The sequence below is a fragment of the Streptomyces sp. NPDC006510 genome (assembly GCF_040611955.1).
Classification (GTDB): Bacteria; Actinomycetota; Actinomycetes; order Streptomycetales; family Streptomycetaceae; genus Streptomyces.
Genome location: NZ_JBEXPH010000085.1, coordinates 1 through 23,408 on the forward strand (window position 1 = coordinate 1; position 23,408 = coordinate 23,408).

20 protein-coding genes and 2 pseudogenes are annotated in these 23,408 nt (G+C 70.1%); 10 read left to right on the forward strand and 12 right to left on the reverse strand.

Annotated features, from left to right (window positions below; all coding sequences use genetic code 11):
- Positions 1 to 1,875 (reverse strand): glycogen debranching protein GlgX (gene glgX / locus ABZY11_RS24180; RefSeq protein WP_356481156.1); only part of this gene is annotated, 1,875 nt, incomplete at its 3' end.
- A gap of 414 nt (positions 1,876 to 2,289) precedes the next feature.
- Here glgX and ABZY11_RS24185 point away from each other — a divergent pair.
- Both ABZY11_RS24185 and ABZY11_RS24190 read left to right on the forward strand, forming a co-directional pair.
- Positions 2,290 to 3,522: an SAV2148 family HEPN domain-containing protein gene (locus ABZY11_RS24185; protein ID WP_356481157.1), complete on the forward strand. Its 1,233-nt coding sequence runs from the start codon at positions 2,290 to 2,292 to the stop codon at positions 3,520 to 3,522.
- Positions 3,523 to 3,600: 78 nt separating this feature from the next.
- The gene (locus ABZY11_RS24190) at positions 3,601 to 4,332 is read left to right on the forward strand and encodes a 3'-5' exonuclease (protein WP_356481158.1); all 732 of its coding nucleotides are present in this window, start codon (positions 3,601 to 3,603) and stop codon (positions 4,330 to 4,332) included.
- A 37-nt stretch (positions 4,333 to 4,369) separates the two neighbouring features.
- Here ABZY11_RS24190 and ABZY11_RS24195 read toward each other — a convergent pair whose 3' ends face one another.
- Complete coding sequence (locus tag ABZY11_RS24195) at positions 4,370 to 5,236, reverse strand: aminoglycoside phosphotransferase family protein (protein ID WP_356481159.1); 867 nt, start codon at positions 5,234 to 5,236, stop codon at positions 4,370 to 4,372.
- Between the two features lie 131 nt (positions 5,237 to 5,367).
- On the opposite strand from ABZY11_RS24195, the gene ABZY11_RS24200 reads away from it, so the two are divergent.
- The 6 genes from ABZY11_RS24200 to ABZY11_RS24225 all read left to right on the forward strand — a co-directional run bounded on the left by ABZY11_RS24200 (position 5,368) and on the right by ABZY11_RS24225 (position 11,144).
- A complete protein-coding gene (locus ABZY11_RS24200) occupies positions 5,368 to 6,312 on the forward strand; it encodes a sugar ABC transporter permease (RefSeq protein WP_356481185.1) in 945 nt (314 codons plus the stop codon).
- Entirely contained in the window at positions 6,309 to 7,148 is an 840-nt protein-coding gene (locus ABZY11_RS24205; protein ID WP_356481160.1) for a carbohydrate ABC transporter permease, read from the forward strand. Before ABZY11_RS24200 ends, ABZY11_RS24205 begins: the two co-directional genes overlap by 4 nt.
- Positions 7,148 to 8,446: a sugar ABC transporter substrate-binding protein gene (locus ABZY11_RS24210; RefSeq protein ID WP_356481161.1), complete on the forward strand. Its 1,299-nt coding sequence runs from the start codon at positions 7,148 to 7,150 to the stop codon at positions 8,444 to 8,446. The genes ABZY11_RS24205 and ABZY11_RS24210 overlap by 1 nt, the downstream gene beginning before the upstream one ends.
- A 406-nt stretch (positions 8,447 to 8,852) precedes the next feature.
- The gene (locus ABZY11_RS24215) at positions 8,853 to 10,055 is read left to right on the forward strand and encodes a S8 family serine peptidase (protein ID WP_356481162.1); all 1,203 of its coding nucleotides are present in this window, start codon (positions 8,853 to 8,855) and stop codon (positions 10,053 to 10,055) included.
- A gap of 121 nt (positions 10,056 to 10,176) precedes the next feature.
- Positions 10,177 to 10,752, forward strand: a complete 576-nt coding sequence (locus ABZY11_RS24220; protein WP_356481163.1) for a DUF1697 domain-containing protein — start codon at positions 10,177 to 10,179, stop codon at positions 10,750 to 10,752.
- Positions 10,749 to 11,144 (forward strand): nuclear transport factor 2 family protein, encoded by a 396-nt coding sequence (locus ABZY11_RS24225; protein WP_356481164.1) that lies wholly within the window; start codon positions 10,749 to 10,751, stop codon positions 11,142 to 11,144. The genes ABZY11_RS24220 and ABZY11_RS24225 overlap by 4 nt, the downstream gene beginning before the upstream one ends.
- 6 nt (positions 11,145 to 11,150) lie before the next feature.
- On the opposite strand, the pseudogene ABZY11_RS24230 reads toward ABZY11_RS24225, so the two are convergent.
- From ABZY11_RS24230 to ABZY11_RS24245, 4 genes and pseudogenes are all read right to left on the reverse strand, one after another.
- Positions 11,151 to 11,333 (reverse strand): annotated as a pseudogene (locus ABZY11_RS24230) (ABC transporter ATP-binding protein); the annotation flags it as partial.
- Positions 11,334 to 11,443: 110 nt separating this feature from the next.
- Positions 11,444 to 12,313 (reverse strand): aldo/keto reductase, encoded by an 870-nt coding sequence (locus ABZY11_RS24235; RefSeq protein ID WP_356481165.1) that lies wholly within the window; start codon positions 12,311 to 12,313, stop codon positions 11,444 to 11,446.
- Positions 12,314 to 12,669: 356 nt separating this feature from the next.
- Positions 12,670 to 13,176: an RICIN domain-containing protein gene (locus tag ABZY11_RS24240; RefSeq protein WP_356481166.1), complete on the reverse strand. Its 507-nt coding sequence runs from the start codon at positions 13,174 to 13,176 to the stop codon at positions 12,670 to 12,672.
- Positions 13,177 to 13,351: 175 nt separating this feature from the next.
- Positions 13,352 to 14,193, reverse strand: a pseudogene (locus ABZY11_RS24245) (Scr1 family TA system antitoxin-like transcriptional regulator).
- 1,382 nt (positions 14,194 to 15,575) lie between these two features.
- Between ABZY11_RS24245 and ABZY11_RS24250 the strand changes: the two are divergent.
- Positions 15,576 to 16,160, forward strand: a complete 585-nt coding sequence (locus ABZY11_RS24250; protein ID WP_356481167.1) for a TIGR03086 family metal-binding protein — start codon at positions 15,576 to 15,578, stop codon at positions 16,158 to 16,160.
- A 108-nt stretch (positions 16,161 to 16,268) separates the two neighbouring features.
- On the opposite strand, the gene ABZY11_RS24255 is transcribed toward ABZY11_RS24250, so the two are convergent.
- Complete coding sequence (locus ABZY11_RS24255; RefSeq protein ID WP_356481168.1) at positions 16,269 to 17,474, reverse strand: hypothetical protein; 1,206 nt, start codon at positions 17,472 to 17,474, stop codon at positions 16,269 to 16,271.
- Positions 17,475 to 17,584: 110 nt separating this feature from the next.
- On the opposite strand from ABZY11_RS24255, the gene ABZY11_RS24260 reads away from it, so the two are divergent.
- Positions 17,585 to 18,217, forward strand: a complete 633-nt coding sequence (locus ABZY11_RS24260; RefSeq protein WP_356481169.1) for a DsbA family protein — start codon at positions 17,585 to 17,587, stop codon at positions 18,215 to 18,217.
- Positions 18,218 to 18,229: 12 nt separating this feature from the next.
- Here the strand turns inward: ABZY11_RS24260 and ABZY11_RS24265 are convergent, their stop codons facing one another.
- The 5 genes from ABZY11_RS24265 to ABZY11_RS24285 form a co-directional block, all read right to left on the reverse strand.
- Positions 18,230 to 18,985 (reverse strand): sirohydrochlorin chelatase, encoded by a 756-nt coding sequence (locus ABZY11_RS24265; RefSeq protein ID WP_356481170.1) that lies wholly within the window; start codon positions 18,983 to 18,985, stop codon positions 18,230 to 18,232.
- Positions 18,986 to 18,995: 10 nt separating this feature from the next.
- Positions 18,996 to 19,886 carry an ABC transporter permease gene (locus tag ABZY11_RS24270; protein WP_356481171.1) on the reverse strand — a complete coding sequence of 297 codons (891 nt, stop codon included), beginning with the start codon at positions 19,884 to 19,886 and terminating at the stop codon, positions 18,996 to 18,998.
- Positions 19,873 to 20,664, reverse strand: a complete 792-nt coding sequence (locus ABZY11_RS24275; RefSeq protein ID WP_356481172.1) for an ABC transporter ATP-binding protein — start codon at positions 20,662 to 20,664, stop codon at positions 19,873 to 19,875. The genes ABZY11_RS24270 and ABZY11_RS24275 overlap by 14 nt, the downstream gene beginning before the upstream one ends.
- Before the next feature lie 43 nt (positions 20,665 to 20,707).
- Entirely contained in the window at positions 20,708 to 21,823 is a 1,116-nt protein-coding gene (locus tag ABZY11_RS24280; protein ID WP_356481173.1) for an aliphatic sulfonate ABC transporter substrate-binding protein, read from the reverse strand.
- Positions 21,824 to 22,066: 243 nt separating this feature from the next.
- Positions 22,067 to 23,407 carry a GTP-binding protein gene (locus ABZY11_RS24285; RefSeq protein ID WP_356481174.1) on the reverse strand — a complete coding sequence of 447 codons (1,341 nt, stop codon included), beginning with the start codon at positions 23,405 to 23,407 and terminating at the stop codon, positions 22,067 to 22,069.
- Position 23,408: the final 1 nt, after the last annotated feature.

A 23,408-nucleotide genomic window follows, 5' to 3' on the forward strand; every position in this document is an offset into this window, starting at 1 on the left:
GTCCCGCTGCTTCATCTCGCTGCCCTCCGGCGTGAACCACGCGATGTCCGAGAGCTCGTCGTGCGTGCCCTCGACCGGACGGCCGTGGAAGAACCGGCGGCGCCGGAAGACCGGGTGGTCGCGGCGGAGCCAGACCATCGCCCGGGTGAACTCCAGCAGACTGCTGCCCGCGGTGTTCCCCTCGCCCCCGTCGGCGCCGTCCGTCTCGTCCTTCGTGACCCCGGCCGGGTCCGGCCAGTGCACCCACGACAACTCGCTGTCCTGGCAGTACGCGTTGTTGTTGCCCCGTTGCGTACGCGCGAACTCGTCGCCGTGGCTCAGCATCGGCACGCCCTGCGACAGCATCAGCGTGGCGATGAAGTTCCGCATCTGCCGCATCCGCAGATCCAGGACCTCCGGCTGGTCGGTGTCCCCCTCCGCGCCGCAGTTCCAGGACCGGTTGTGGCTCTCGCCGTCCCGGTTGCCCTCGCCGTTCGCCTCGTTGTGCTTGTCGTTGTACGAGACCAGGTCGTGCAGGGTGAATCCGTCGTGGCAGGTGGTGAAGTTGATCGAGGCGAGCGGCCGCCGCCCGTCGTCCTGGTACAGGTCCGACGACCCGGTCAGCCGCCCCGCGAACTCGGCGAGGGTCCGGGGCTCGCCCCGCCACAGGTCCCGCACGGTGTCCCGGTACTTCCCGTTCCACTCGGTCCACAGCGGCGGGAAGTTCCCCACCTGGTAGCCGCCCTCGCCCACGTCCCACGGCTCGGCGATCAGCTTCACCTGGCTGACCACCGGGTCCTGCTGCACCAGGTCGAAGAACGACGACAGCCGGTCCACCTCGTGGAACTGCCGGGCCAGGGTGGCCGCCAGATCGAAGCGGAAGCCGTCCACGTGCATCTCCGTGACCCAGTACCGCAGCGAGTCCATGATCAGCTGGAGCACGTGCGGCGACCGCATCAGCAGGGAGTTCCCGGTCCCCGTGGTGTCCATGTAGTACCGCTGGTCGTCCGCGAGCCGGTAGTACGAGGCGTTGTCCAGGCCCCGGAAGGAGAGCGTCGGACCCAGATGGTTGCCCTCCGCGGTGTGGTTGTAGACCACGTCGAGGATCACCTCGATCCCGGCCTGGTGCAGGGCCCGTACGGCCTGTTTGAACTCCAGCACCTGCTCGCCGCGGTCGCCCCAGGAGGCGTAGGCGTTGTGCGGGGCGAAGAAACCGATGGTGTTGTATCCCCAGTAGTTGGCCAGCCCCGCGTCCGCCAGCCGGTGGTCCTGGACGAACTGGTGCACCGGCATCAGCTCGATCGCCGTGACGCCGAGTTCCGTCAGATGGGCGATCACCTCCGGATGGGCCAGCCCCGCGTAGGTGCCGCGCAGCTCCTTCGGCAGCCCCGGATGGAGCATCGTCAGACCCTTCACATGGGCCTCGTAGATCACCGTGCGGTGGTAGTCCGTACGGGGCCGCCGGTCGTCGCCCCAGTCGAAGTAGGGGTTGACCACGACCGAGGTCATGGTGTGCGGCGCCGAGTCGAGATCGTTGCGCGCGTCGGGCCGGCCGAACGGGTAGCCGTACACCGCCTCGCCCCACCGGATCTGCCCGGCGACGGCACGGGCGTACGGGTCGAGCAGCAGTTTGGCCGAATTGCAGCGGGCGCCGCGCTCCGGTTCGTACGGCCCGTGGACCCTGAATCCGTACCGCTGACCGGGCATCACGCCGGGCAGATAGGCATGGCGGACGAAGGCATCGGTCTCCCTGAGCTCCACCGCCGTCTCGGAACCGTCGTCGTGCAGCAGGCACAACTCGATTCGTCTGGCGGCCTCCGAGAAGACCGCGAAGTTGGTCCCGGCGCCGTCGTACGTGGCACCGAGGGGATACGCCTGTCCCGGCCAGACCTGCATAGGCGACTCTTCCACTTCTGATCCGGGTGCCTGGAGCTTGCGGGCTGCCAGAGCCCTTCCGACCCCTGATCCGCCGGATTGGCCCTGGAGCCAGATCTTCCCCGAAAGAGGTGCGGCTACCTAAGACCGACCGGCAATTGGGGGGCGGCGTCACGCGGTCCGGTCAACATCGGGCCTCTCCGTGTCGCCCGCAACCGGGATCCGGGCCCGGGAACCCGGCACTCGCCCGGTACCGGGCACCGGACGGGGTGCTCAATCACTATGAATCCCCTCACTACGGCAGATCTTGCTGCCAGGAACATCCCTGTGTCATGGGGGAGTTGACGAAGCAGCATGTGCATCCGGCTGCACCGCGTCCCGCTCGCGGAGTACCCTTCCTTGATCGTTGGTGGGGGAGTGGAAGGCGGTGCGCGGGTGAGCTCGGGAGGATTCGAGCTGCCCCCAGGTGACCCGGGTCACGAGGGGGATTCCACCGATGCCCCGCCAGGGGCGGTATCGCTTGCGCAGCCCATGGAGATCGGCGCGGAGCTGGACTGGGGAGCGGACGCCTGGAGCGAGGTGCGTACCCGTGCGCAGCGGGCCGGACGGGCCTATATCTGGCTGAATCTCGTGGAACAGCGGCTGCGTGCCGTGGTCGCCGCGGTGCTCCGGCCCATCTACGAGCCGGTCCACGGCGAGGACTGGGTGGTGGCCGCGGCCGGGCCCGCCGGGCAGGAGTGGGTGCAGCGCGCCGTCGCCGTGCGCGAGGTCTCGCGCCGCAAGGGCTATCTGCTGGACCCGGCCGACGACAACGTCCTCAGTTTTCTCACGCTGCCCCAGCTGCGTGAGCTGATGGTCCAGCACTGGCCGTGTTTCGAGGCGTACTTCGACGACCGGCGCGAGGTGGAGCTGGCGCTCGACGAGCTGGAGGTCGCCCGCAACGTGGTCTCCCGCAACCGCGCCCTGAACGAGGCGGTCCTCGCCCAGGCCGAGCGTGCCTCCGCCCGGCTCCTGGAGATCCTGGGCAGCGGCGCCGCGGTCCCGTCGGCCGACCGGCTCCCGGTCGACGCCGTCGAGGAGCTGGTCGGCGACCGGTACGCGGATGTGGTCTCCGTCCACTCCGACCGGGTGCGGCTCCAGCGCCAGCTGCCCGCCGAGGACCTCTTCGGCGGTTCGCGCCGGCTCGACGCGATCGGCATAGGGCTCAACCTGCTGGTGCAGAACTTCTCCGGCCGCAGGCTCATCCGGCTCGCCGAGTCGGGCTGCCGGGTCCGGCTGCTCTTCATCAACCCGGCGAGCAGCGCGGTCAAGCGCCGGGAGCGGGAGCTGGGCCTGAAGAAGGGGGAGCTGAGCCGGTCGGTGGAGATGAACATCCTTCATATGCGCCGGGTCCGCTCCAAGCTCCGCGATCCGGGCGCCTTCGAGATCCATGTGTTCGACGAGACGCCGCGCTTCACGGCCTATCTGGTGGACGGGGACGGGACGGACGCGGTCGGGGTCGTCCAGACCTATCTGCGGCGCGCACGCGGCATGGAGGCGCCCGTGCTGGTGCTGCGCGGCGGCGGGCGCGCCGTGGTCCGGGCGGGGCAGGACAACGAGCACGGGCTGTTCGAGACGTACCGCGAGGAATTCGAGTCCGTGTGGGCGGACTCCCGGCCCGTCTCCTGAGGGGCCGCCACCGCGTTGTCAGTGGTGCATGCGAGGGTGGTCAGCACCTGGGGGAGAGCACCACGAAGGAGGTATGGGATGAGCTGGCACCGGGAGGCGCTGGTCGGCTTCGACCTGGAGACGACGGGCACGGAACCGCTGGAGGCCCGGATCGTGACAGCCGCGGTCGTCGGCGTCGGCGGCAGGGACGGGGAGCCGGTGCGGCAGCACACCTGGCTGGCGGATCCGGGCGTCCGGATCCCCGAGCAGGCCTCGGCGATCCACGGCATCAGCAGCGAGCGGGCGGTGGCGGAGGGCCGGCCGGCGCGCGAGGTGGCCGACGAGATCGCCGGGACGCTCACGGAGTACTGGCGCCGGGGCGTCCCGGTCGTCGCGTACAACGCGGCCTTCGATCTGACGCTGCTCTCGGCGGAGTTGCAGCGGCACGGGCTGCCCTCGCTGAGCGAGCGGCTCGACGGGGCCGGGATCGGGCCGGTCATCGACCCGTACACCATCGACCGGGCCGTCGACCGCTACCGCAAGGGCAAGCGCAACCTGGAGGCGGTCTGCGTCGAGTACGGCGTGGTGCACGGCGGGGCCCATGACGCGGCGGCGGACGCGCTGGCCGCCGTCCGGGTGGCGTACGCCATAGCCGAGCGGCACGGCTCGGTGGCCGCGCTGACCCCCGCCGAGCTGCATGAGCGTCAGGTGGAGTGGTACGCGCAATGGGCGGCGGACTTCCAGCAGTTCCTGCGCCGCAAGGGCACGGCGGACGCGGTGATCGACGGCCACTGGCCGCTGCGGGAGCCGGCCGGGGTCGCCGCCGGCTGACAGACCGGCCCCGCGGCCCGGGTTGAGGGGGCAGCCCTCAGAACGGATACCACCGCACCGCCGTGTCGCCGTCACGCAGCGAGGCCACCCGGCGGCGGAATTCCGCGAGGGCCTTCGGGTTGGCCGGTGCGTGCTGGGACACCCACGCGCAGCTGGCCGTCTCCCGGGCCCCGCGAAGCACCGCGCAGCCCTCCCACTCACGGACGTCCCAGCCGTACGTGGCGGTGAAGGTGTCGTACGCCTCGGGCGCCAGACCGTACCGGTCCCGGGACAGCGCCAGCACCACCAGGTCGTGCTCGCGCAGATCCGCGGAGAAGGTCTCCAGATCGACCAGCACCGGGCCGTCCGGACCGACATGGACATTACGGGGCAGCGCGTCGCCGTGGATCGGCCCCGGCGGCAGATGCGGGACCAGCGCGGCGGCGGCCGCCGCGAAGCCGTCGCGGCGCTCCCGCAGATAGTCGGCGTCGGCCGGGTCGATCGCATCGCCGGCCAGCCGCAGCCAGCGCTCGACCCCGCCCAGCAGCTCGCGGCGTGGCAGGGCGAGACCGTCCGGGGCGGGCAGCGCGTGCACCAGGGTGAGCAGCCGCGCCAGATCCCGCGGCTCGGCGGGACGCACGGCGTCGGGCAGCCGGTGCCAGAGGGTCACGGGGTGGCCCTCGACCAGGCGCGCCGCGGGCTCGGCGGCCCGCACGGCGGGCACGTCCGAGGCAGCCAGCCACCGGGCGACGGCCACCTCGCGTTCGGCCCGGTCCCGCAGTTCCGGGTTCTGCACGGCGTCCCGGCCGACCTTGACCACCAGGTCGCCGACGGCGAACACCGCGTTCTCACCCATCGCGAGCAGCTCCGCACCGCCGGACAGCCCGGCAGCGGTCAGCACCTCACGCGCACGCATCTCGTTCATGGCTCCGATTTTCGCATCTGTGCAGGTTGGCTTGACGAACCGATGGCCCGTCAGCACGATGACGGAGGCCACCTGAGCGGCCAGAACGGTATGAAACCGATCGAACGACGCAAGGGGGCGATTTCGTGACATTGGCGAGTGCAACCGTACGTTCCGGGAGGGACGGTCCGCCCGACGGCCCGCAGGACAAGCGGCCCCGGCCGGTCGACCGGAGTGCCGGCACCTGGTTCCTGGTACTGCCCGCGCTGATCCCGATCCTGATTCTGAGCGTCGGCCCCCTGCTCTACGGCATCGCGCTGGCCTTCACCGATGCCCAGTCCGGCCGCGCCCGCTCCACCCAGTGGGTGGGCGGACTGAACTTCCAGGACCTGCTCCACGACACCCTCTTCTGGGACTCGTTCCGGATCGGCCTGGTGTGGGCGTTCGGCGTCACCGTCCCGCAGTTCGTACTGGCCCTCGGCCTCGCCCTGCTGCTCAACCAGAACCTGCGGTTCCGCTGGCTGGCGCGGGCCCTGGCGATCATTCCGTGGGCGATGCCCGAGGTGGTGGTGGGCCTCATGTGGCGGCTCGTCTACCACCCGGACGCGGGCGTCCTCAACGAGACCATCCGCGATCTCGGCCTCGGCGACGGCCGGGACTGGCTCACCGGACTCGCCACCGCCCTGCCCGCCGTGATCGTCGTGGGCGTCTGGGCCGGCATGCCCCAGACCACCGTCGCCCTGCTCGCCGGGCTGCAGAACACCCCGCACGAACTCCACGAGGCGGCCGCCCTGGACGGAGCCGGTGCCTGGCGTCGCTTCCGTACCGTCACCTGGCCGGTGCTCAGACCGGTCGCGCTCGCCATCACCGCGCTCAACTTCATCTGGAACTTCAACTCCTTCGCCCTGGTCTACGTACTGACCAACGGCGGACCCGGCGGCCGCACCCGGCTGCCGATGCTGTTCGCGTACGAAGAGGCCTTCCACTACGGACAGTTCGGATACGCGGCGGCGATGGGCTGTGTGATGGTCGCGGTGATCTCCGTGATCCTCGCGGTGTATCTCGCCGGCCGGATCAGGGGAGGCGAGGACCGATGAGCCTGCGTACCAGCAGAACCGCACGCGCCGGACAGTACGCCGCACTCCTCGGCTACCTCGTCTTCCTGGCTTTCCCGTTCCTGTGGCTGATCTCCACCGCCTTCAAACCGGCGCGCGAACTCGGCTCCCTGCACCCCACCTGGATCCCCCAGAACCCGACGCTCGACAACTTCCGCACGGCGTTCGACGAACAGCCACTGCTCCAGGCCGCCGCCAATTCGCTGATCGCCGCGCTCTGTGCCGCCTTCGTCGCGGTCCTCGTCGCCACACCCATGGCGTACGTGATCGCCCGCCGCCGCTCCAGGCTCTCGACGGCGGCCACCGGATGGGTCGTGATCAGCCAGGCGTTCCCGCTCGTCCTGCTGATCATTCCGCTCTTCCTGATCCTGAAGAACCTCCATCTGATCAACACCTTGTGGGGGCTGATCATGGTGTACGTCGTCTGGGCGCTGCCCTTCGCGCTCTGGATGCTGGTCGGATACGTACGGGCCGTGCCCGCCGAACTGGAGGAGGCCGCCTCGGTCGACGGAGCGGGCCGACTGCGGACGCTCGTCTCGGTCACCGCCCCGCTGCTGGCCCCCGGCATCGTCGCCACCGCGCTCTTCGCCTTCATCACCGCGTGGAACGAGCTCTTCTTCGCGCTCGTCCTGCTCAAGACACCGGAGAAGCAGACCTTGCCGGTCGTACTGACCCACTTCATCGGTGCGGAGGGCGCGGCCGATCTCGGTCCGCTCGCCGCCGCCGCGTTCCTCGCCACCCTGCCCTCACTGGTCGTCTTCGCGATCATCCAGCGGCGGATCACGGGCGGCATGCTGGCCGGGGCGGTGAAGAGCTGATGCGGGCATCCCTGCGGACGACGGCCGCCGCGGCGGCCACCGCACTGGCCCTGCTGCTCACCGGCTGTGCGGGGACGGACGACGGCAGGGGCGACGACGGGAGGATCGAGCTCAGCTTCCAGTCGCTGGCCTGGCAGAAGGAGTCCGTCGACGCCAACAAGCAACTGGTGAAGGAGTGGAACGAGGCCCATCCGGACATCCACGTCAGCTACGTCCAGGGCAGCTGGGACACCGTCCACGACCAGCTGCTCACCTCCTTCGAGGGTGGCGAGGCGCCCGACATCATCCATGACGCCTCCGACGACCTGGCCGACTTCGCGTACGGCGGCTACCTGGCCGATCTGCGGACGCTGCTCCCCGGCCGACTGACCGCCGACATCCCGCGGCAGAGCTGGTCCACCACCACCTTCGGCGACGGCGTCTACGGAGTGCCGTTCCTCCAGGAGCCCCGCGTGCTGATCGCCAACACCAAGATCCTGAAGGAATCGGGGGTCCGTGTCCCGACGCCGGACAGCCCCTGGAGCTGGTCCGAGTTCCGGCAGGTCACCAAGGAGCTGACGGGCAAGGGTCGATACGGCGTGGCCTGGCCGCTCAAGGAACCGGTCTCCGTCACCCTCAACCTCGGCCTCTCCGGCGGCGGCAAGCTCTTCCACCGCGGCGCCGACGGCAAGGTGACCATCCGCGCGGACGAGGGCGACCGGATCGTCCCCGGCACCATCCACGACCAGGTCAACACCGACCACAGTGCTTCGCGCACCGCACTCGGCATGGGCGGCTCCGACGCCCTTCCCGGGTTCTTCGGCGGCAAGTACGCGATGGTTCCGCTGGGCTTCTCGTACCGCCAGCAGGTCGTCGAACAGGCCCCCGAGGACTTCGAGTGGACGGTCCTGCCGGCTCCCGCGGGCAGAGCGGGCCTCGCCCAGGGGGTGAGTCCGCAGACCTTGTCCGTCTCGGAGGCCAGCCCGCACAAGAAGGAGGCCGCGCAGTTCATCGACTTCCTGCTCCGGCCGCCCAACATGGTGCGGCTGGCCAAGGGCGACTGGATGCTCCCGACCGGCACCGAGGCACTCGCCGACCCGTCCCTGCACACCGCCGAGAACGGCTGGGCGACCGGTGTCGCCGTCGCGAAGGCGCTCCGGCCGGCGCCCGCCCAGTCGGTACGCGGCTACCCGGAGTGGAAGGACAAGGTCGCCACGCCCGCCCTCCAGGAGTACTACAGCGGGGCCATCGGGGCGGACGAGCTGAGGAAGCGTCTGGTCGACGACGGGAACCGGGTCCTGGCCCGCTATCAGCGCTGAGGCACACCGCAGGTGCTCTCCATCGACGCCCACGGGCACATGAACCAGGTCCGGGTCGTCCGGGCCCGGAACCGAATTTGATGACCTCGTGAGGGCTCTGTGAACACGGGGGTGGAATCAAGCCGACTCCCCGTCCGTCCGTGCGGCCGGGCGGGGTTCGTCTTCCCGGGTGCGAAGTGTGCCGGTCGCGCCGTAACCCCGGGACGTACGGCGGATGTTGTGGCGACGGTGCCCGACTTGGGCACGGCTGGCCGGTTTCTTATTACGAAACTTTGTTGAGTAAGTCACAGCCGCATGAAGGTCTTGATCTGGGCGCGTCAATCGGCGAGGGTTTCGAGCCAGCCCCCGGAGATCTTCCGGCCGGGGGCCAATCCCCCCACAAAGAATGACGAGGAGATCCCTCTTCATGGCAATTCACAAGCGCGCACGCCGGATCAAGCTGACCGCAGCGATAACCGCGGTGGCCGCGGCCGCCGGAGTCACCCTGCTCAACACCTCGCTCGCCGGCGCCACTCCCGCTCCCGCGATGGGCGTCGTCTACGGCGCGAACGCGGCGAACGCCGTCTCGGGCAGCTACATCGTCATGCTGAACGAGAAGGCCGACAAGGCGGAGCTCGCCAAGGAGTACGGCGGCAAGCTGAAGCGCAACTACAGCTCCGCCATCAACGGCTTCTCCGCCAGCGGCCTTTCGCTCACCGAGGCCAAGCGCCTGGCGGCCGACCCGGCCGTCTCCAAGGTCGTCCAGAACAAGAAGTTCCACATCGACGAGACCCAGGACAACCCGCCGTCCTGGGGTCTGGACCGGATCGACCAGACCGAGACGGCCGGCGACAACGCGTACACCTACCCGGACAGCGCGGGCGAGGGTGTCACCGCGTACGTCATCGACACCGGTGTCCGTACCACGCACAGCGAGTTCGAGGGCCGGGCCAGCTCGGGCTACGACGCCGTGGACAACGACGACAGCGCCGACGACGGCAACGGCCACGGCACCCACGTGGCGGGAACCATCGCCGGTGCGAGCTACGGCGTCGCCAAGAAGGCCAAGATCGTCGCCGTCCGGGTGCTCGACGACTCCGGCTCGGGCACCACCGAGCAGGTCGTCGCCGGCATCGACTGGGTCACCGAGAACCACGAGGGTCCCTCCGTCGCCAACATGAGCCTCGGCGGCGGCGCGGACGAGGCGCTCGACGCCGCGGTCCAGAAGGCCATCGCCTCCGGCGTCACCTTCGCGGTGGCCGCCGGCAACGAGTCCACCGACGCGAGCGAGAGCTCCCCGGCCCGCGTCCCGGAGGCCATCACGGTCGCCTCGTCCACGGTGGACGACGAGCAGTCGTCGTTCTCCAACTACGGCTCGATCGTGGACATCTACGCCCCGGGCTCGGACATCACCTCGTCCTGGAACGACAGCGACGACGCCTCCAACACCATCTCCGGCACCTCCATGGCGACCCCGCACGTCGTCGGTGCCGCCGCCGTCTACCTCGCCGGCCACCCGGATGCCACGCCGGAGGAGGTCGCCACGGCGCTGACCGACGGAGCCACCCCCGACGCGATCTCCAACGCGACCGAGGGCACTCCCAACAAGCTGCTGAAGGTCGTCGAGTAACCGACCCCGCAGCCGTGACCGGGCGGCTGATGCCCGGCACAACGGAATCGGCGGCCGCCGCGCCCTCCCCCACGGGGCGCGGCGGCCGCACCGTGCGAAGGGATCGTCCTATGGTGTGCCCATGACGATGTACGCGGCGCTGTTGCGCGGGATCAACGTGAGCGGCCACAAGAGGGTCCCGATGGCGGAACTCCGCACACTGCTCACCGAGCTGGGACACGGGGACGTCCGCACCCACCTGCAGAGCGGCAACGCCGTCTTCAGCAGCGCGTCGGACGACGAGATCGCACTCGCCGCCGAACTGGAGCAGGCGATCGAGAAGCGGTTCGGCTTCCCCGTCCCCTGCCTGGTCCGGGACGGTGCCTACCTGGCGGAAGTTGCGGCGGCCTGCCCGTTCCCGGCCGCCGAACTCGAAGGCAGACAGCTGCACATCACCTACTACGACCAGCCGCTCGACGCCGACCGCTTCGCTCGGATCGACCCGGCGGTCTTCCTCCCCGAGGCCTTCGGACTCGGCGACCGTGCGCTCTACCTCTACGCGCCCGACGGACTGGGCCGTTCGAAACTCGCCGAGGCGCTGTCCCGGCCCTCCGTCACCAAGGGCCTCATCGCCACCTCGCGCAACTGGAACACCGTGGTCAGGCTGGTGGAGATGACGGCGCCCACGGGAACCACACACGACGGAGCCCCCGCATGACCGAACCGTCCTCCGGCGTGGCCGCGGCGGTCGAGGGCGAGCTGCGCCTCCTGGACCCGGCCGTGCGCGCCTCCGCCGAACTCCTCTCCCAGGTGCTGCACCCCGACTACCGCGAGATCGACTGGTCCGGCCGGGTCTGGGACCGCGACACCATGATCGCCTCGCTCACCGCGGCGGACGCCCCGCGCCCCGGCCCGCTGACCGCGTCCCGGATGAGCGGGGTCCATCTCGGCGACGACCTCGTCCACCTCACCTACGACACCGAGACGAAGGGACGCCTCGCCCACTGCAGTTCGGTGTGGCGGCTGACCGAAGCGGGCTGGCTGCTCTACTTCCACCAGGCCACACCGTTCGGCACCGCCACGGACAACGCCACCGACGCCGACGGCTGAGCCAGGTCAGCGACGGGCGACGCGCTGCGCCCGCGCCGCCCACCGGCCGTCCGTACGGGAGATCCGCACCGGATGCCCGAAACAGTCGCTGACCCGGTCCGTGGTCAGTACCTCGTCCGCCGGACCCGAGGCCACGCACCGGCCGCCCCGCAGCAGCAGCGCATGAGTGGTGGAGGCGGGCAGCTCCTCCTGTCGGCCCGGATGACCGGGACGGCGACGGCATCGGCCCCTGGTCCCGGCGGCGGCCGGGGCGGGGACGGCGGAGGTGATACGGGCGGTGGTCACGTGGGGGTACTCCTTCATGCGGGTGCGAGCGCCTCCAGGCCACTCAGGTCCTCGGCGGACAGCCGGATCTCCCGGGCCCCCAGGTTCTCCGCCAGATGGACGGGCGAACCGGTGCCCGGAGTCGGGCACAGCACGGGGGAACGGTGCAGCAGCCAGGCGAGGGCGATCTGCCCGCGGGTGGCACCATGCCGTTCGGCGATGCCGGCGAGCGCCGCGACGGCATCGCTGGTCAGGGCGCCGTTGGCCAGCGGGAACCAGGGCAGAAAGGCGAGGCCGTGGGTCTCGCACACCTTCAGTACCGCGTCCGACGAACGGTCGAGGAGATTGAAGCGGTTCTGCACCGAGGCGATCCCGGTCAGGGAGAGAGCCTGCTCCAGCTGGTCGGCGGTAAGGGTGTCCAGACCGATGAACCGGATCTTACCTTCCTGTCTCAGCGCATCCAGAGCACCCAGCTGGTCGGCCATCGGCACCTGAGGGTCCAGCCGGTGCAGCTGATAGAGGTCGATCCGGTCCGTCCGCAGCCGCCGCAGACTGGCCTCGCACATCGCCCGCAGCTGCTCCGGCCGCCCCGCGATGTGCCAGGCGCTGTCACCGGTGCGCACCACACCGCCCTTGGTCGCGATCACCAGGTCCTCGCGGTACGGGTGAAGCGCCTCGGCAACGAGCTCCTCGGCCAGCCCCGGCCCGTAGTTGTCGGCGGTGTCCACGAACGTGACCCCCTGCTCGACGGCCGCCCGCAACACGGCCACACCCTCCTGCCGCTCCCCGCGAGGGCCCCAGTAACCGGGCCCGGTCAGCTGGGCGGTGCCGTAGCCGAGCCGACGTACGGGCAGCTCGCCGCCGAGCAGAAACATCTCTTCGAGGGGGCGTGGCATGGAGGACATCCCGCAATAGTAGAACCGTGTTTCCTCCGGCGATCCGGCGATCGTATGAGGCTTTCGCTTCTGCGGCGGCGGAGCGCGGCGACGAGGGCCCGTCGGCAAGGCCGAGGAAAGCGGGACCGTCGCCGGGGCCGGCACGGGGCCAGTGCTCGTGGCGGACCCCGGTCCGTCGCCAGCCGGTCAGGTCGGCCGGGGCGGGGTCCGCTCGACGCCCACCAACTCCGGTGACGGCGTGGTGATGTCGGATCAGTGAAAGCACTGAGTTCCTGGCATCTCCGTTCCGGTACGGACGCGGGAGTCCGTACCGGAACGAAGGAGAGGGACGCTGGTGCTGGTTCCTTGTTGCGGAGTCGGCACTCCTAGCCGAGACGGAAGTGTTGGTTGGTGTACTCCACGCAGTCCCACTGGACCAGCGCGGCATTGTTCTGGGTGCTCTGCCCGAGGACCGACAGGCACTTGCCACTGTGTCGGGCTTCGATGGAGAAGTAGCCGCTGTCCTTCTGGACGAGCCTCCATTCCTGGTTGGTACCGTTCACGCAGTCCCACTGGACCACTGTGGCCCCGTCTTGGACGCTGGCGCCGCTGACCGACAGACATTTGCCGCTGTTCACGGCACTCACCGTGTAGTAGCCGGCACTGGTGGCCACCAACTTCCACTGCTGGTTCGGGGCGTCCAAGCAGTCCCACTGGACCGCAGCGGCGCCGTTCTGGGTGCTCGCACCCGCGACCGACACACATTTCTGACTGTTGCGGGCCACCAGCTCCGCGGTGAACGTTGCGGCGGAGGCGGTGGGGGCCTGCACGGTCGTGAGCAGGCCAGCGGCTACTACAGGGGCGAGGGCTACGGCCCAACGGGAGATCTTCATGACGCTCCAAATGTGGGGTGGACTTGTCGCCCAAGTGATAGCGGTGCCACCCATGCCCATCCATGCATATGCCCGACAAGACACCTGAATAGGGGAACGTGCTTCACAGGAGAGCCCTGCCACCACGCCCCCTGCCCGGCTACGGCCGGAGCACGGGCGGTTCTGTGCGTCTGGGTCAGTCGAGTGCGTCAATGGCCTTACTGATCAGGGCGCGCGCGTCGGCCCCGTGAACGGCCATGCTTCGCAGCTTCTCAAACGCGGTGAGGCAGAGCCCGATCTCACCGGGCTGCGTGATGTTCACCTGCGCGGACAGGAGTTCCCCGGAAACGAGGGTGTCGTCGTAAATATGGAATGTCTCCTGCGGCCGGAGTGCCCGCTCCCGCGTCGCCATCGGGATGATGCCCAACGACACAGCAGGCAGCGCCCCGACAGATAGAAGGTGCCCAAGCTGAGCAGCCACCGCATCGGCGGTACCCAGCTGGAAGTACAGCACCGATTCCTCAACCAGAAGCAGGCAGCGGTGCCCCGGTTCATGGGTGACCTGGGACCGCCCTACCAGGGCCGCGGCTGCTTCCGCTCCGTCGTCGGGGATATCGAGGGGCCGTGCGTTCGTGCTGAGCAGCGCGCCGGCATAGCCCACAGTCTGGACGAGACCGGGCACAAGAGTCGGTGAGTACACCCGGGTCGACCGGCACAGCTGCACGTAACCGTCCTGAAGTTGCCGCAGCCCCGTACGTACCCGGCGTCGCCACTCGGTGTAGAGCGCCTCGGCATGACGTGATGCCGCAATCAGATCTGCTGCTCCGGCTGGTGCGTCGCAGGTCTCGCACCAGTGGCGGATGTCCCGGGCCGAGGGCGGTGTCTTCGCGTTCTCGATCCGGGACGTCTTCGCGTGGTGCCAAGCGCACTTGGCGGCAAGCTGGGTGACGGTCAGGCCGGCGTCCTGCCGGTGCTCACGAGCTGCCTGGCCACGCTCTCGCGGGCGGCTTGCGCCGAGGACGACGGTGAGATGGGCATGCTGGTGCGGTGCTTCCTGTCAGAGGAGCGTGTACTGGTCGTGCGGTACAGCCCGGTCCCACACAGCTTCGAAGGCATCGACGCACTGCTTCGGGATTCCGGGCGCATGGCCGGGGCAGCGTTCTGGGCACACTCTTCGAGTGTCGCTTCGTCGGCCTTGTAGCTCCGCATGACGATGTCTCGCGTTTCAGGGTTTACCCGCACGATCGGAGAGCCGCTTTGCCCTGTTTCCGGGTCGATCCCGATGAACTCTCGGTTCACTGCTGCTTCCGGAGTGAGGTCGGTGCGCTGATGTGCACCTACCTGACGGACGCGGCCCCTTCGGTCAATACCGCGCCTCAACCGTCTACCCCTGCGGGGGGTTATATGTGCACACCCGTGCACACTGCTGGCGTACATGCACGGATCATCCCTACGGTCAGCGGTAATTCACCGACCAACGGCGGGGGGAAACCCGTGACGATGACAATCAAGGTGTACGAGGTCGACCGGTACGGCCGGACGCGCATCCGTCGTCCGACGACGGAAATCGCCCCGGTTGAGGTCGTAGCAGAGAACTTCGTGTACCCGCCCTGCCAGTGCCCCAAGTGCAAGGCACAGCAGCCGTGACCACCCCCACCCAACCGCTACCCGGCCCCGGGGCGTTGACGTGGGCGCAGGCGCAGGGCCGCGCCTGCGTCTGGTGCAGGAAGCCCCTCACCACCGGCGCGGTCAGTGTAGGCATCGTCCACGACCGGCAGGGAGCCCACGTGCTCGACACCGAGGTATGGGCCGGGCCCTGCTGCGCCGGCGCCCAATAGCCCCCGCCCTGGTTTCCAGGAAAGGACGAGCGTGGATCAGTCCTTGTTCAACACGTCCGGCAATCCCGTTCTGCTGACCATGGCCATCGTGAACCAGCGGAACTGCGTCGAGTGCGGGTCTTCCAAGACCTATCTCCTCGACAGCGTGGCCCCGGTCACGTATCGGCCGATGCGCAACCGAATCTGTGACCACTGCGGGCGGTGCACCTCCGCCTATGCCGACCTGGAAGGGTCCAGCAATGTCGAGCCGGGTCAGGATCAGGCGGCGGACGCTACTCGTACTCGTCGGCCGTCTGAGGGGCCGTATCTCCGAAGCCGCGGGGAATTGCGGGCACTGCGGTGGGACCGGGTGGATCGGGGACATCGTCTGCCCAGCATGTAGCGGTTCCGGCGGCTGACCACCACATCCGCCCAGGAGCGGAGACGTCTGAAGGTAACCTGCCCGGCCGGGGTGGGCTTCGCGGCGGGCGATGGCGCGAGTGCCGGTCGTCGGGCGCGCAGAGGGCAGGACCGGGGCAGGTGTGTGGAACGGTGTCGCCTTTCTTCAATCCGGCGGCGGGGGCCGGTCATAGTGTGGTGGGCATGAAGAACGCGCACGCCCACATGACCGAAGTCGCCGCCGAGGCGGCCCGTATCGCCCGCTCCATCAGCACCGAGCAGCTCGACGTACCGAACACGCCCTGCGGGGACTGGGATGTGCGCAGGCTCGTCAACCACTGGGTGCTGTACACCTCCCACGGCCTGGAGCACCGTGCCCTGCGCAAGGACCTCCCGGAGGAGCTCACCGGCCGCGACTTCACCGCTGACGCCGACTGGGCCCGGCAGTATGCCGAGCAGTTGGACCGGGCCGTCGCCGCCTGGGCGGACCCCGCGGTCTGGGACGGTGAGATCGATCTCGGGGGCTCGGCCTCCCCGGCCTCCGACATCGCCGCGATGCTCATCGAGGAGACGGCCCTGCACGGCTGGGACGTGGCCCGTGCCGTCGGTGAGGAGTTCCGGCTCTCCGACGAGGCGGCCGCCTATGTGCTCGGCGTCGTCGACAGTACTGCCGCGCTCTACCGGCAGTACGAGGGCTTCGCCGACGAGGTGGCGGTGCCCGCGTCGGCGTCGGTGTTCGAGCGGGCGCTGGCCCACAGCGGACGCGACCCGCACTGGGCCGCAGTCTGAGATCGGAGTCTGGGACTCCGGAGCCTGGGGGGCGGATTTGAGGCCGGAGTCCGAGGTCGGCCCAGCGGGATCCCCGGCGTCGATTCGCCGGGGATCCCGGGGCGGCGCTCAGTCCTGCCAGTAGAAGAGCAGGGCGCCGATGTCCAGGGGCTTGCGCCCGCCGAAGTAGTAGACGCAGAGGCCGGTGACCCGGACCGCGCTGGTTAGCGGGTCGATCCAGCGGAAGCCGGCCGACTCCAGGGCCGTGCGGGCGGCGGGTTCGTTCCCGTACGAGGTGGCGAAACGTCCGAGGGTGCTGAGGGAGAGCTCGCTCTCGCCGAACCTGATGACGTGGTAGGTGCCACCGCCCTGCTGGTGGCGCTCACCGCACGAGACCGGGGGCTCCGGTGCCAGGCCCGCCGCGGTGAGCGCGGCTGTGGCCCGGCGGAGTTGCTCGTCCTCGTCCGGTGGGACGGGCGGCTCGGTGCAGATGGCCTCGACCCGCCATCGGGGGTCGCTCTGCTCCTCGCAGTCGTGTCCGTACTCCTGGAGGATCACCCCGCGCAACTCGTCGTCCAGACCGGCGACCTCGACCCGGGGGCGGCCCAGCGAGTCGTGGATGGCGCGGGTCTCGGCGGTGTCGCCGGTGAGGCGGTGCAGGGCGTACGCGGCCCACAGCTTCGCTTCGGCCGTCGGCGCCTCGCCGAGGTAGCGGCGCAGCCGGTCCGGGTCGGTGAGCAGGGACTGGGCGAGGTACGCGACCGACCGGTCGGGGTCCGCGAGCGCGTCGGTGACGTCCTGGCCGGCGCGGTGGCGCATCCGGACCTGGAAGGCGCGGTCCTCGGGGCGTGCGTCACCGACATCGGCCAGGACCGCCGCGGCTCCGTACCGGGCGACCAGTGCGTCCAGTCCGGCCTCGCCGATCGCCCGCTGGCCCGACCACGGTTCGGCCGCGAGCGTCGCCAGCTCGCCGGCCGCCGAACGGTCGCCGAGCAGGCCGCGCGCCTTGAGGATCGCCGGGGGCATGCCGTACGAGTCCTCCCGCCGCCGGTCCTTGTGATTGAGCCAGGGCAGGAGTTCCGTCCGGTCCGCGAGGAGGTCCAGCAGCGCGATACGGACTTCGTCCACGTCATGGATGTCGTGGATGCGTGCGATCAGCCCGGTGACCCGGTGCTGAGGTACCCGCCCGGTCAGCGCGACCACGCAGGCCCTGCGGCGCCACCACGGATGTGCCGGATCGGCGACGTACGCGGCGAGTCGGTCCGCGTCGAACTCGCGCAGCCCCGCGGCATCTATCTGTCCGGCTTGTGGGACCAGCGTCTCGATGGTTCGCATCCGGGGATGCTACCGCCCGCCCCACTCGCCCCGCCCCTGCTTAAGTGGCCCAGTCGGAGGGATGGGAAATGGACCGAGGGCGCGTACCAATACGTGGATACGCTCGGTTCATGAACACATCGCACACCCCGGAACCGGCCCGTACCGTCGTCGACTTCTACTTCGACCCGGCCTGCCCCTTCGCCTGGATCACCTCCCGCTGGATGCTGGAGGTGGAGCAGTGGCGCGACATCGAGCTGCGCTTCCGCGTCATGAGTCTGTATCTGCACAACATCGGCAACGAACTCCCCGACTGGTACCGGGAACTGGTCGACAGGTCGATCGGTCCGGTACGGGTCGCGGTCGCGGCGGCCGACGCCCACGGCGACGGGGTGCTCCGCGATCTCTACACCGCGATGGGCGTCCGCATCCACCGGCAGAAGAACGAGGACTTCGCCCAGGTGATCGCCGAGTCCCTCGCGGAGCTCGGGCTGCCCGCCGCACTCGCCGCCGCCGCGCACTCGGAGACGTACGACGAGGCGCTGCGGCGCAGCCATGACGCCGGCAAGGACCCGGAGGCGGACGCGTATGTCGGTACGCCCACGATCCATGTCGACGGCGCGGTCTGGTTCGGGCCCGTCCTGCGGGCGGCACCGCGCGGCGAGGAGGCCGGACGCGTCTTCGACAGCTTCCGGGTGCTCGCCGGGAACCCGGACCTGTTCGAACTCAAGCGGACCCGGACGGGCGGCCTGGACGTGGGGTGAGCGAGTGCCGCGTCACGCGGTGAGCACGGCGGGGCGGGCCGCCGCGGGGCTGCAAGCCTCGTCGTACCGGGTCAGCAGCAGGCGTGCCAACTCCGGTGCGGCGCCCAGCACATCGGCCAGTACGTCCGCGCCGGCCGCCCCTGCGGCGATCCGGTCCGGGAGCCGGCCGGGCGCGATGACGTACGGTGCCACCGCCACCCGGTGCACACCCTCGTCCCGCAGGGCCCGTACCGCGTCCTCGGTACGGGGGAACCCCGCGGGAGATGCGGCGGAGGCGAACGCAGGCCGCACGGAACACCAACCGGTGTGCCGCAGCTCCCGCGCGATTTCAGCGATCACTGCGATCGCCTCCGGGTCTGTGGAGCCCGCCGAGGCCAGGACGAGGCCGGTCGAGCTCCGGTCACCGGGACGGATCCCGGCTTCGTGCAGCCGCCGTTCCAGCGCCGAGTTCAGCAGCGGTGATGGGCCGAGCACCTCGGCCTGCCGGACCCGCAGCAGGGGCAGCCTGCTCCGGGCCTCGTGCAGCACCGTCGGGATGTCGGACTTGGCGTGGAAGGCCCGGGTGAGGAGCAGGGGGAGCGCGATGACGTCCTCCGTGCCCTGCGCGGCCAGCCGCTCCAGGACCTGCGGCACCGACGGCGCGTTGAAGTCCAGGAAACCCGTCTCCACGCGCAGCCCCGGCCGCAGCGACCGCACCCGCGCGGTGAGCGCGTGCACGGTCGCCGCGTGACGCGGGTCGCGGCTGCCGTGGGCGATGACGAGAAGCACCGGAGAGGCCCTAGCTCTTGACGAGGAGGCCGCGGCCGCGCAGCACCCACCGCTCCAGCGGACTGAAGATCAGCAGGTCGATCGCGATGCCGACGGTAAGGATCAGGATGATGGCGAGGAACACCATCGACATGCTGCTGGTCTCCCGGCCCTGCTCCAGCAACTGGCCCAGGCCCACCCCCAGATCGGGTGAGGAGGCGATGATCTCGGCGGCCATCAGCGAACGCCAGGAGAACGCCCAGCCCTGCTTCAGGCCCGCCAGATACCCGGGCAGCGAGGCCGGCAGCACGATGTGCCAGGTGCCGCGCAGCCCGGTGGCGCCCAGCGTCTTCCCGGCCCGCAGATGCAGCGGCGGGATCTGGTCGACGCCCGCGACCAGTCCGTTGGCGATCGACGGGACGGCGCCCAGCAGGATCACCGCGTACATCATCCTGTCGTCGAGCCCCAGCCAGATCACCGCGGGCGGCACCCAGGCGACCGACGGCAGCGACTGAAGTCCGGAGAGCACCGGCCCGATCGCCGCCCGGACCAGCTTGACGCGGGCCACCAGCAGTCCGAGCGGAGTGCCGATGACCAGCGCCAGCAGGAAGCCGAGCAGACCGCGCGAGACGCTGGTCCAGATGTAGCCGAGCAGGGTGCCCTGCGCCCAGGCGTCGGCCACCTCGTCCCACACCAGGGACGGCGACGGCAGCTTGTAGTCGTCGGTGACCTTCGCCCAGATCAGGATCTGCCAGACGACGAGCACCAGGACCACGGCCACGACCGGCGGCAGCACCTTGCGCACCAGCACCTCGCGGACGGGGGTCCGGCTCACCCGCACGGCGTCGAGTGCGTCCAGACCCGCCTCCAGGCCCGCCAGGTCCTGGGCGGTGTCCTTGGCGGCGGTCTCAGTGCTGGCCATGTCGGCGGATCTCCCCACGCAGTTGTTCGGTGATCTCTACGGACAGCTCGGCCACCGCGGTGTCCTCGATGCGGCGCGGCTGGTCGATGTCGACCGTCCACTCCCGGGCGACCCGGCCCGGCCGCGACGAGAGCAGGACGACCCGCTCGGCGAGCCGGACCGCCTCCCGCACGTTGTGCGTGACGAAGAGGACCGAGACGTTCGTCTCGCGCCAGATCCGGGTCAGCTCGTCGTGCAGCACGTCCCGGGTGATGGCATCGAGTGCCGCGAACGGCTCGTCCATCAGCAGCAGTTGGCTGTCCTGGGCGAGCGCGCGGGCCATCGCCACCCGCTGCCGCATACCGCCGGAAAGCTCATGCACCCGCTTCCCGTACGCCCCGCCGAGCCGTACGAGTTCGAGCAGCCGCTCCGCCTCGGTGCGGCGGTCGGACTTGGGCACGCCGCGCAGCCGCAGCGCGAGTTCGATGTTCTTGCCCGCGGTCAGCCACGGGAAGAGGGCGTGCTCCTGGAACATCAGGGCCGGCCGCCCGCCGGGGGTCTCGATGGACCCCGCGGTCGGGCGGTCGAGTCCGGCCACCAGGTTGAGCAGGGTCGACTTGCCGCACCCGGAGGCGCCCAGGAGGGTGACGAACTCGCCGGGAGCGACATCGAGTGTGATGTCGTCCAGGACGAGCTGCTGCCCCTCCGGTCCGCCGAAGGACTTCGAGACGTGGTCGATGCGGGCGGCGTGCCCGACCGCCGTGCGGCCCTCGGCCTTGGTGAGAGTGGTGGTCGCCATGGTCGTCACCTCCTGGGAATCCTGTTTCGGGTGCCGGACGCTCTTACTTGACGCCGAGACCGGCGTCGGCGACCTCGGGCTTGCCCGCGGCCTTGAGGGTCTTGTTCAGCGGCCTCAGGTCGTAGATGCCGGTCAGGTCCGTCCGCTCCAGCAGACCGGCCTTCACCGCGTGCTTGGCCTCGGTGTCGAGCGTGGCGGCCAGCGGGTCGTCGGTGAACTGGACGGACTTCCAAGCCGGGTCGAGGACCTCGGCCGGCAGCGCCTTGCCGCTCAGCTCCTTGAGCGCGGCGTTGGCGGAGGCCTTCGCCTTGTCCGGGTTGGCGTTGATCCACGCGTTGGTGTCGACCGTGCCGCGCAGCACCGCCTCGACGACGTCCGGGTGCTCGGCGAGGAACTTCTGCGACACGATGATGTTCGTGATCACGAACTTCCTGTCCGGCCACAGCGACGACTCGTCGAGGAGTTCCTTCGCGCCCTGGGCGACCAGCTTGGAGGCGGTCGGCTCGGGCACCCAGGCACCGTCGATGGAGCCCGAGCGATAGGCGTCCGGCGTCACCTTGTTGTCCGTACGGACCACGGAGACGTCGCCCTTGCCGCTATTGGCGTCGACCTTCCAGCCCTTCTCGGAGATCCAGTTGAGGAAGGCCACGTCCTGGGTGTTGCCGAGTTGCGGGGTGGCGATCTTCTTGCCCCTGAGGTCGTCCAGGGTCTTGATCTTCTTCGGGTTGACGACCAGCTTCACGCCGCCGGACGCCGAACCGCCGATGATCCGCAGGCTCTTGCCCTTGGACTTGGTGAAGCCGTTGATGGCGGGCGAGGGGCCGATGAAGCCGATGTCGATCGAGCCCGCGTTGAGCGCCTCGATCTCGGACGGACCGGCGTTGAACGTCGACGGCTTGACCGCGGTGGAGCCGAGCTCCTTGGCGATGATGCCTTCCTGGATGCCGACCAGGGCCGTGGCGTGGGTGAGGTTCGGGAAGTAGCCGATCTTCACGGTGTCCGCGGAGAGCTTCTTGCCGCCGACCGGGGCGCCGGCCGGCTTGACGTCGTCCTGTTTCGCCGCGGAGCCGTAGCCGCAGGCGGTGAGCGCGAGGGCGAGCAGCGGCAGGGCGGCGACGGCGGCGAGGGCGCGGCGCGGCGTGGTACGGGGGGCAGACACGGGAGGCTTTCCTCTCGTCGGCCCGGTGCGCGCGTCCCTGGGTACTACGGGGACGCGGCCGGGAAGTCGGCAGGTCTTCGTCTGAACTGGCGGTGCGGGCGGTGCGGTTGGTGCGAGTGGGCGCGCAGGCGGTGCGCGTACGTCATCACGCACATCGCGCGACCCCGCCCTGGCCGCTGCCGAGGGCGCCGCTGCCGATGCGGCCGCCCTCCTTCGCGAACGTGGAGTAGATGTCGATGGTCATCAGAAGTCCCACTCGGCGTCGTCCGCGGCGGCCTCGGGCTCCACCGCGGTGGCGAACGAGGCGCCCGCCATGCCGGCCGTCAGCGTGGTGCCGTCCGCCGGGTCGATCAGCAGGAACGAGCCGGTGCGCCGGGAGTCCGCGTACGCGTCGAGCGCGAGCGGCTCCGCGGTACGGAGGACGACCCGGCCGATGTCATTGGCGACGAGCTGTCCGGGCGCCGGGTGCTGGGACAGGTCGTCCAGCGTGAGGCGCGAGGGGATGTCCTTGACGATCGCCTTGACCGTGCGGGTGGTGTGCTTGAGCAGCACCCGCTGGCCGACACCGAGCGGCCGGTCGGCGACGTGGCAGACGGTCGCCTCGACGTCCTGGGTGACCGCCGGCGCGTCGTCGGCCGGTGCGATCAGGTCGCCGCGCGAGATGTCGATGTCGTCGGCCAGCCGGAGCGTCACCGACTGGGGCGCCCAGGCGATGTCCACGCTCTCGCCGAGCGCGTCGATCCCGGCGATCGTCGACGTACGGCCGGACGGCAGGACGGTGACGGCCTCGCCCACCCGGAACGCGCCGGCGGCGATCTGGCCCGCGTAGCCCCGGTAGTCGGGGTGCTCGGCGGTCTGCGGCCGGATGACGTACTGGACCGGGAAGCGGGCGTGGCAGGCGGTGAGGTCATGGCTGACCGGCACTGTCTCCAGGTGCTCCAGGACCGTCGGCCCGCCGTACCAGTCCATGTGCGCGGACGGCTCCACGACGTTGTCACCGGCCAGCGCGGAGATCGGGATCGCGGTGATCTCCTGGACGCCGAGCGAGGCCGCGTACGCCGTGAACTCCTCGGCGATGGCGGCGAACACCGGCTCCGCGTAGTCGACCAGGTCCATCTTGTTGACGGCCAGCACCACGTGCGGCACCCGCAGCAGCGCCGCGACGGCGGCGTGCCGGCGGGTCTGCTCGACGACACCGTTGCGGGCGTCCACCAGGACGACGGCCAGCTCGGCCGTCGAGGCGCCGGTCACCATGTTCCGGGTGTACTGGACGTGCCCCGGGGTGTCGGCCAGGATGAACCGGCGGCGCGGCGTCGCGAAGTAGCGGTAGGCGACATCGATGGTGATGCCCTGCTCGCGCTCGGCCCGCAGCCCGTCGGTCAGCAGCGCCAGGTCGGGCGCCTCCTGGCCCCGGCTGCGCGAGGCGTGCTCGACGGCCTCCAGCTGGTCGGTGAGGACCGACTTGGAGTCGTGCAGCAGACGTCCCACGAGGGTGGACTTGCCGTCGTCGACGGACCCCGCGGTGGCGAACCGCAGCAGGGTGGTGGTCGACAACTGCTCCGCATGCTGGGTGTGTGTGGTCATC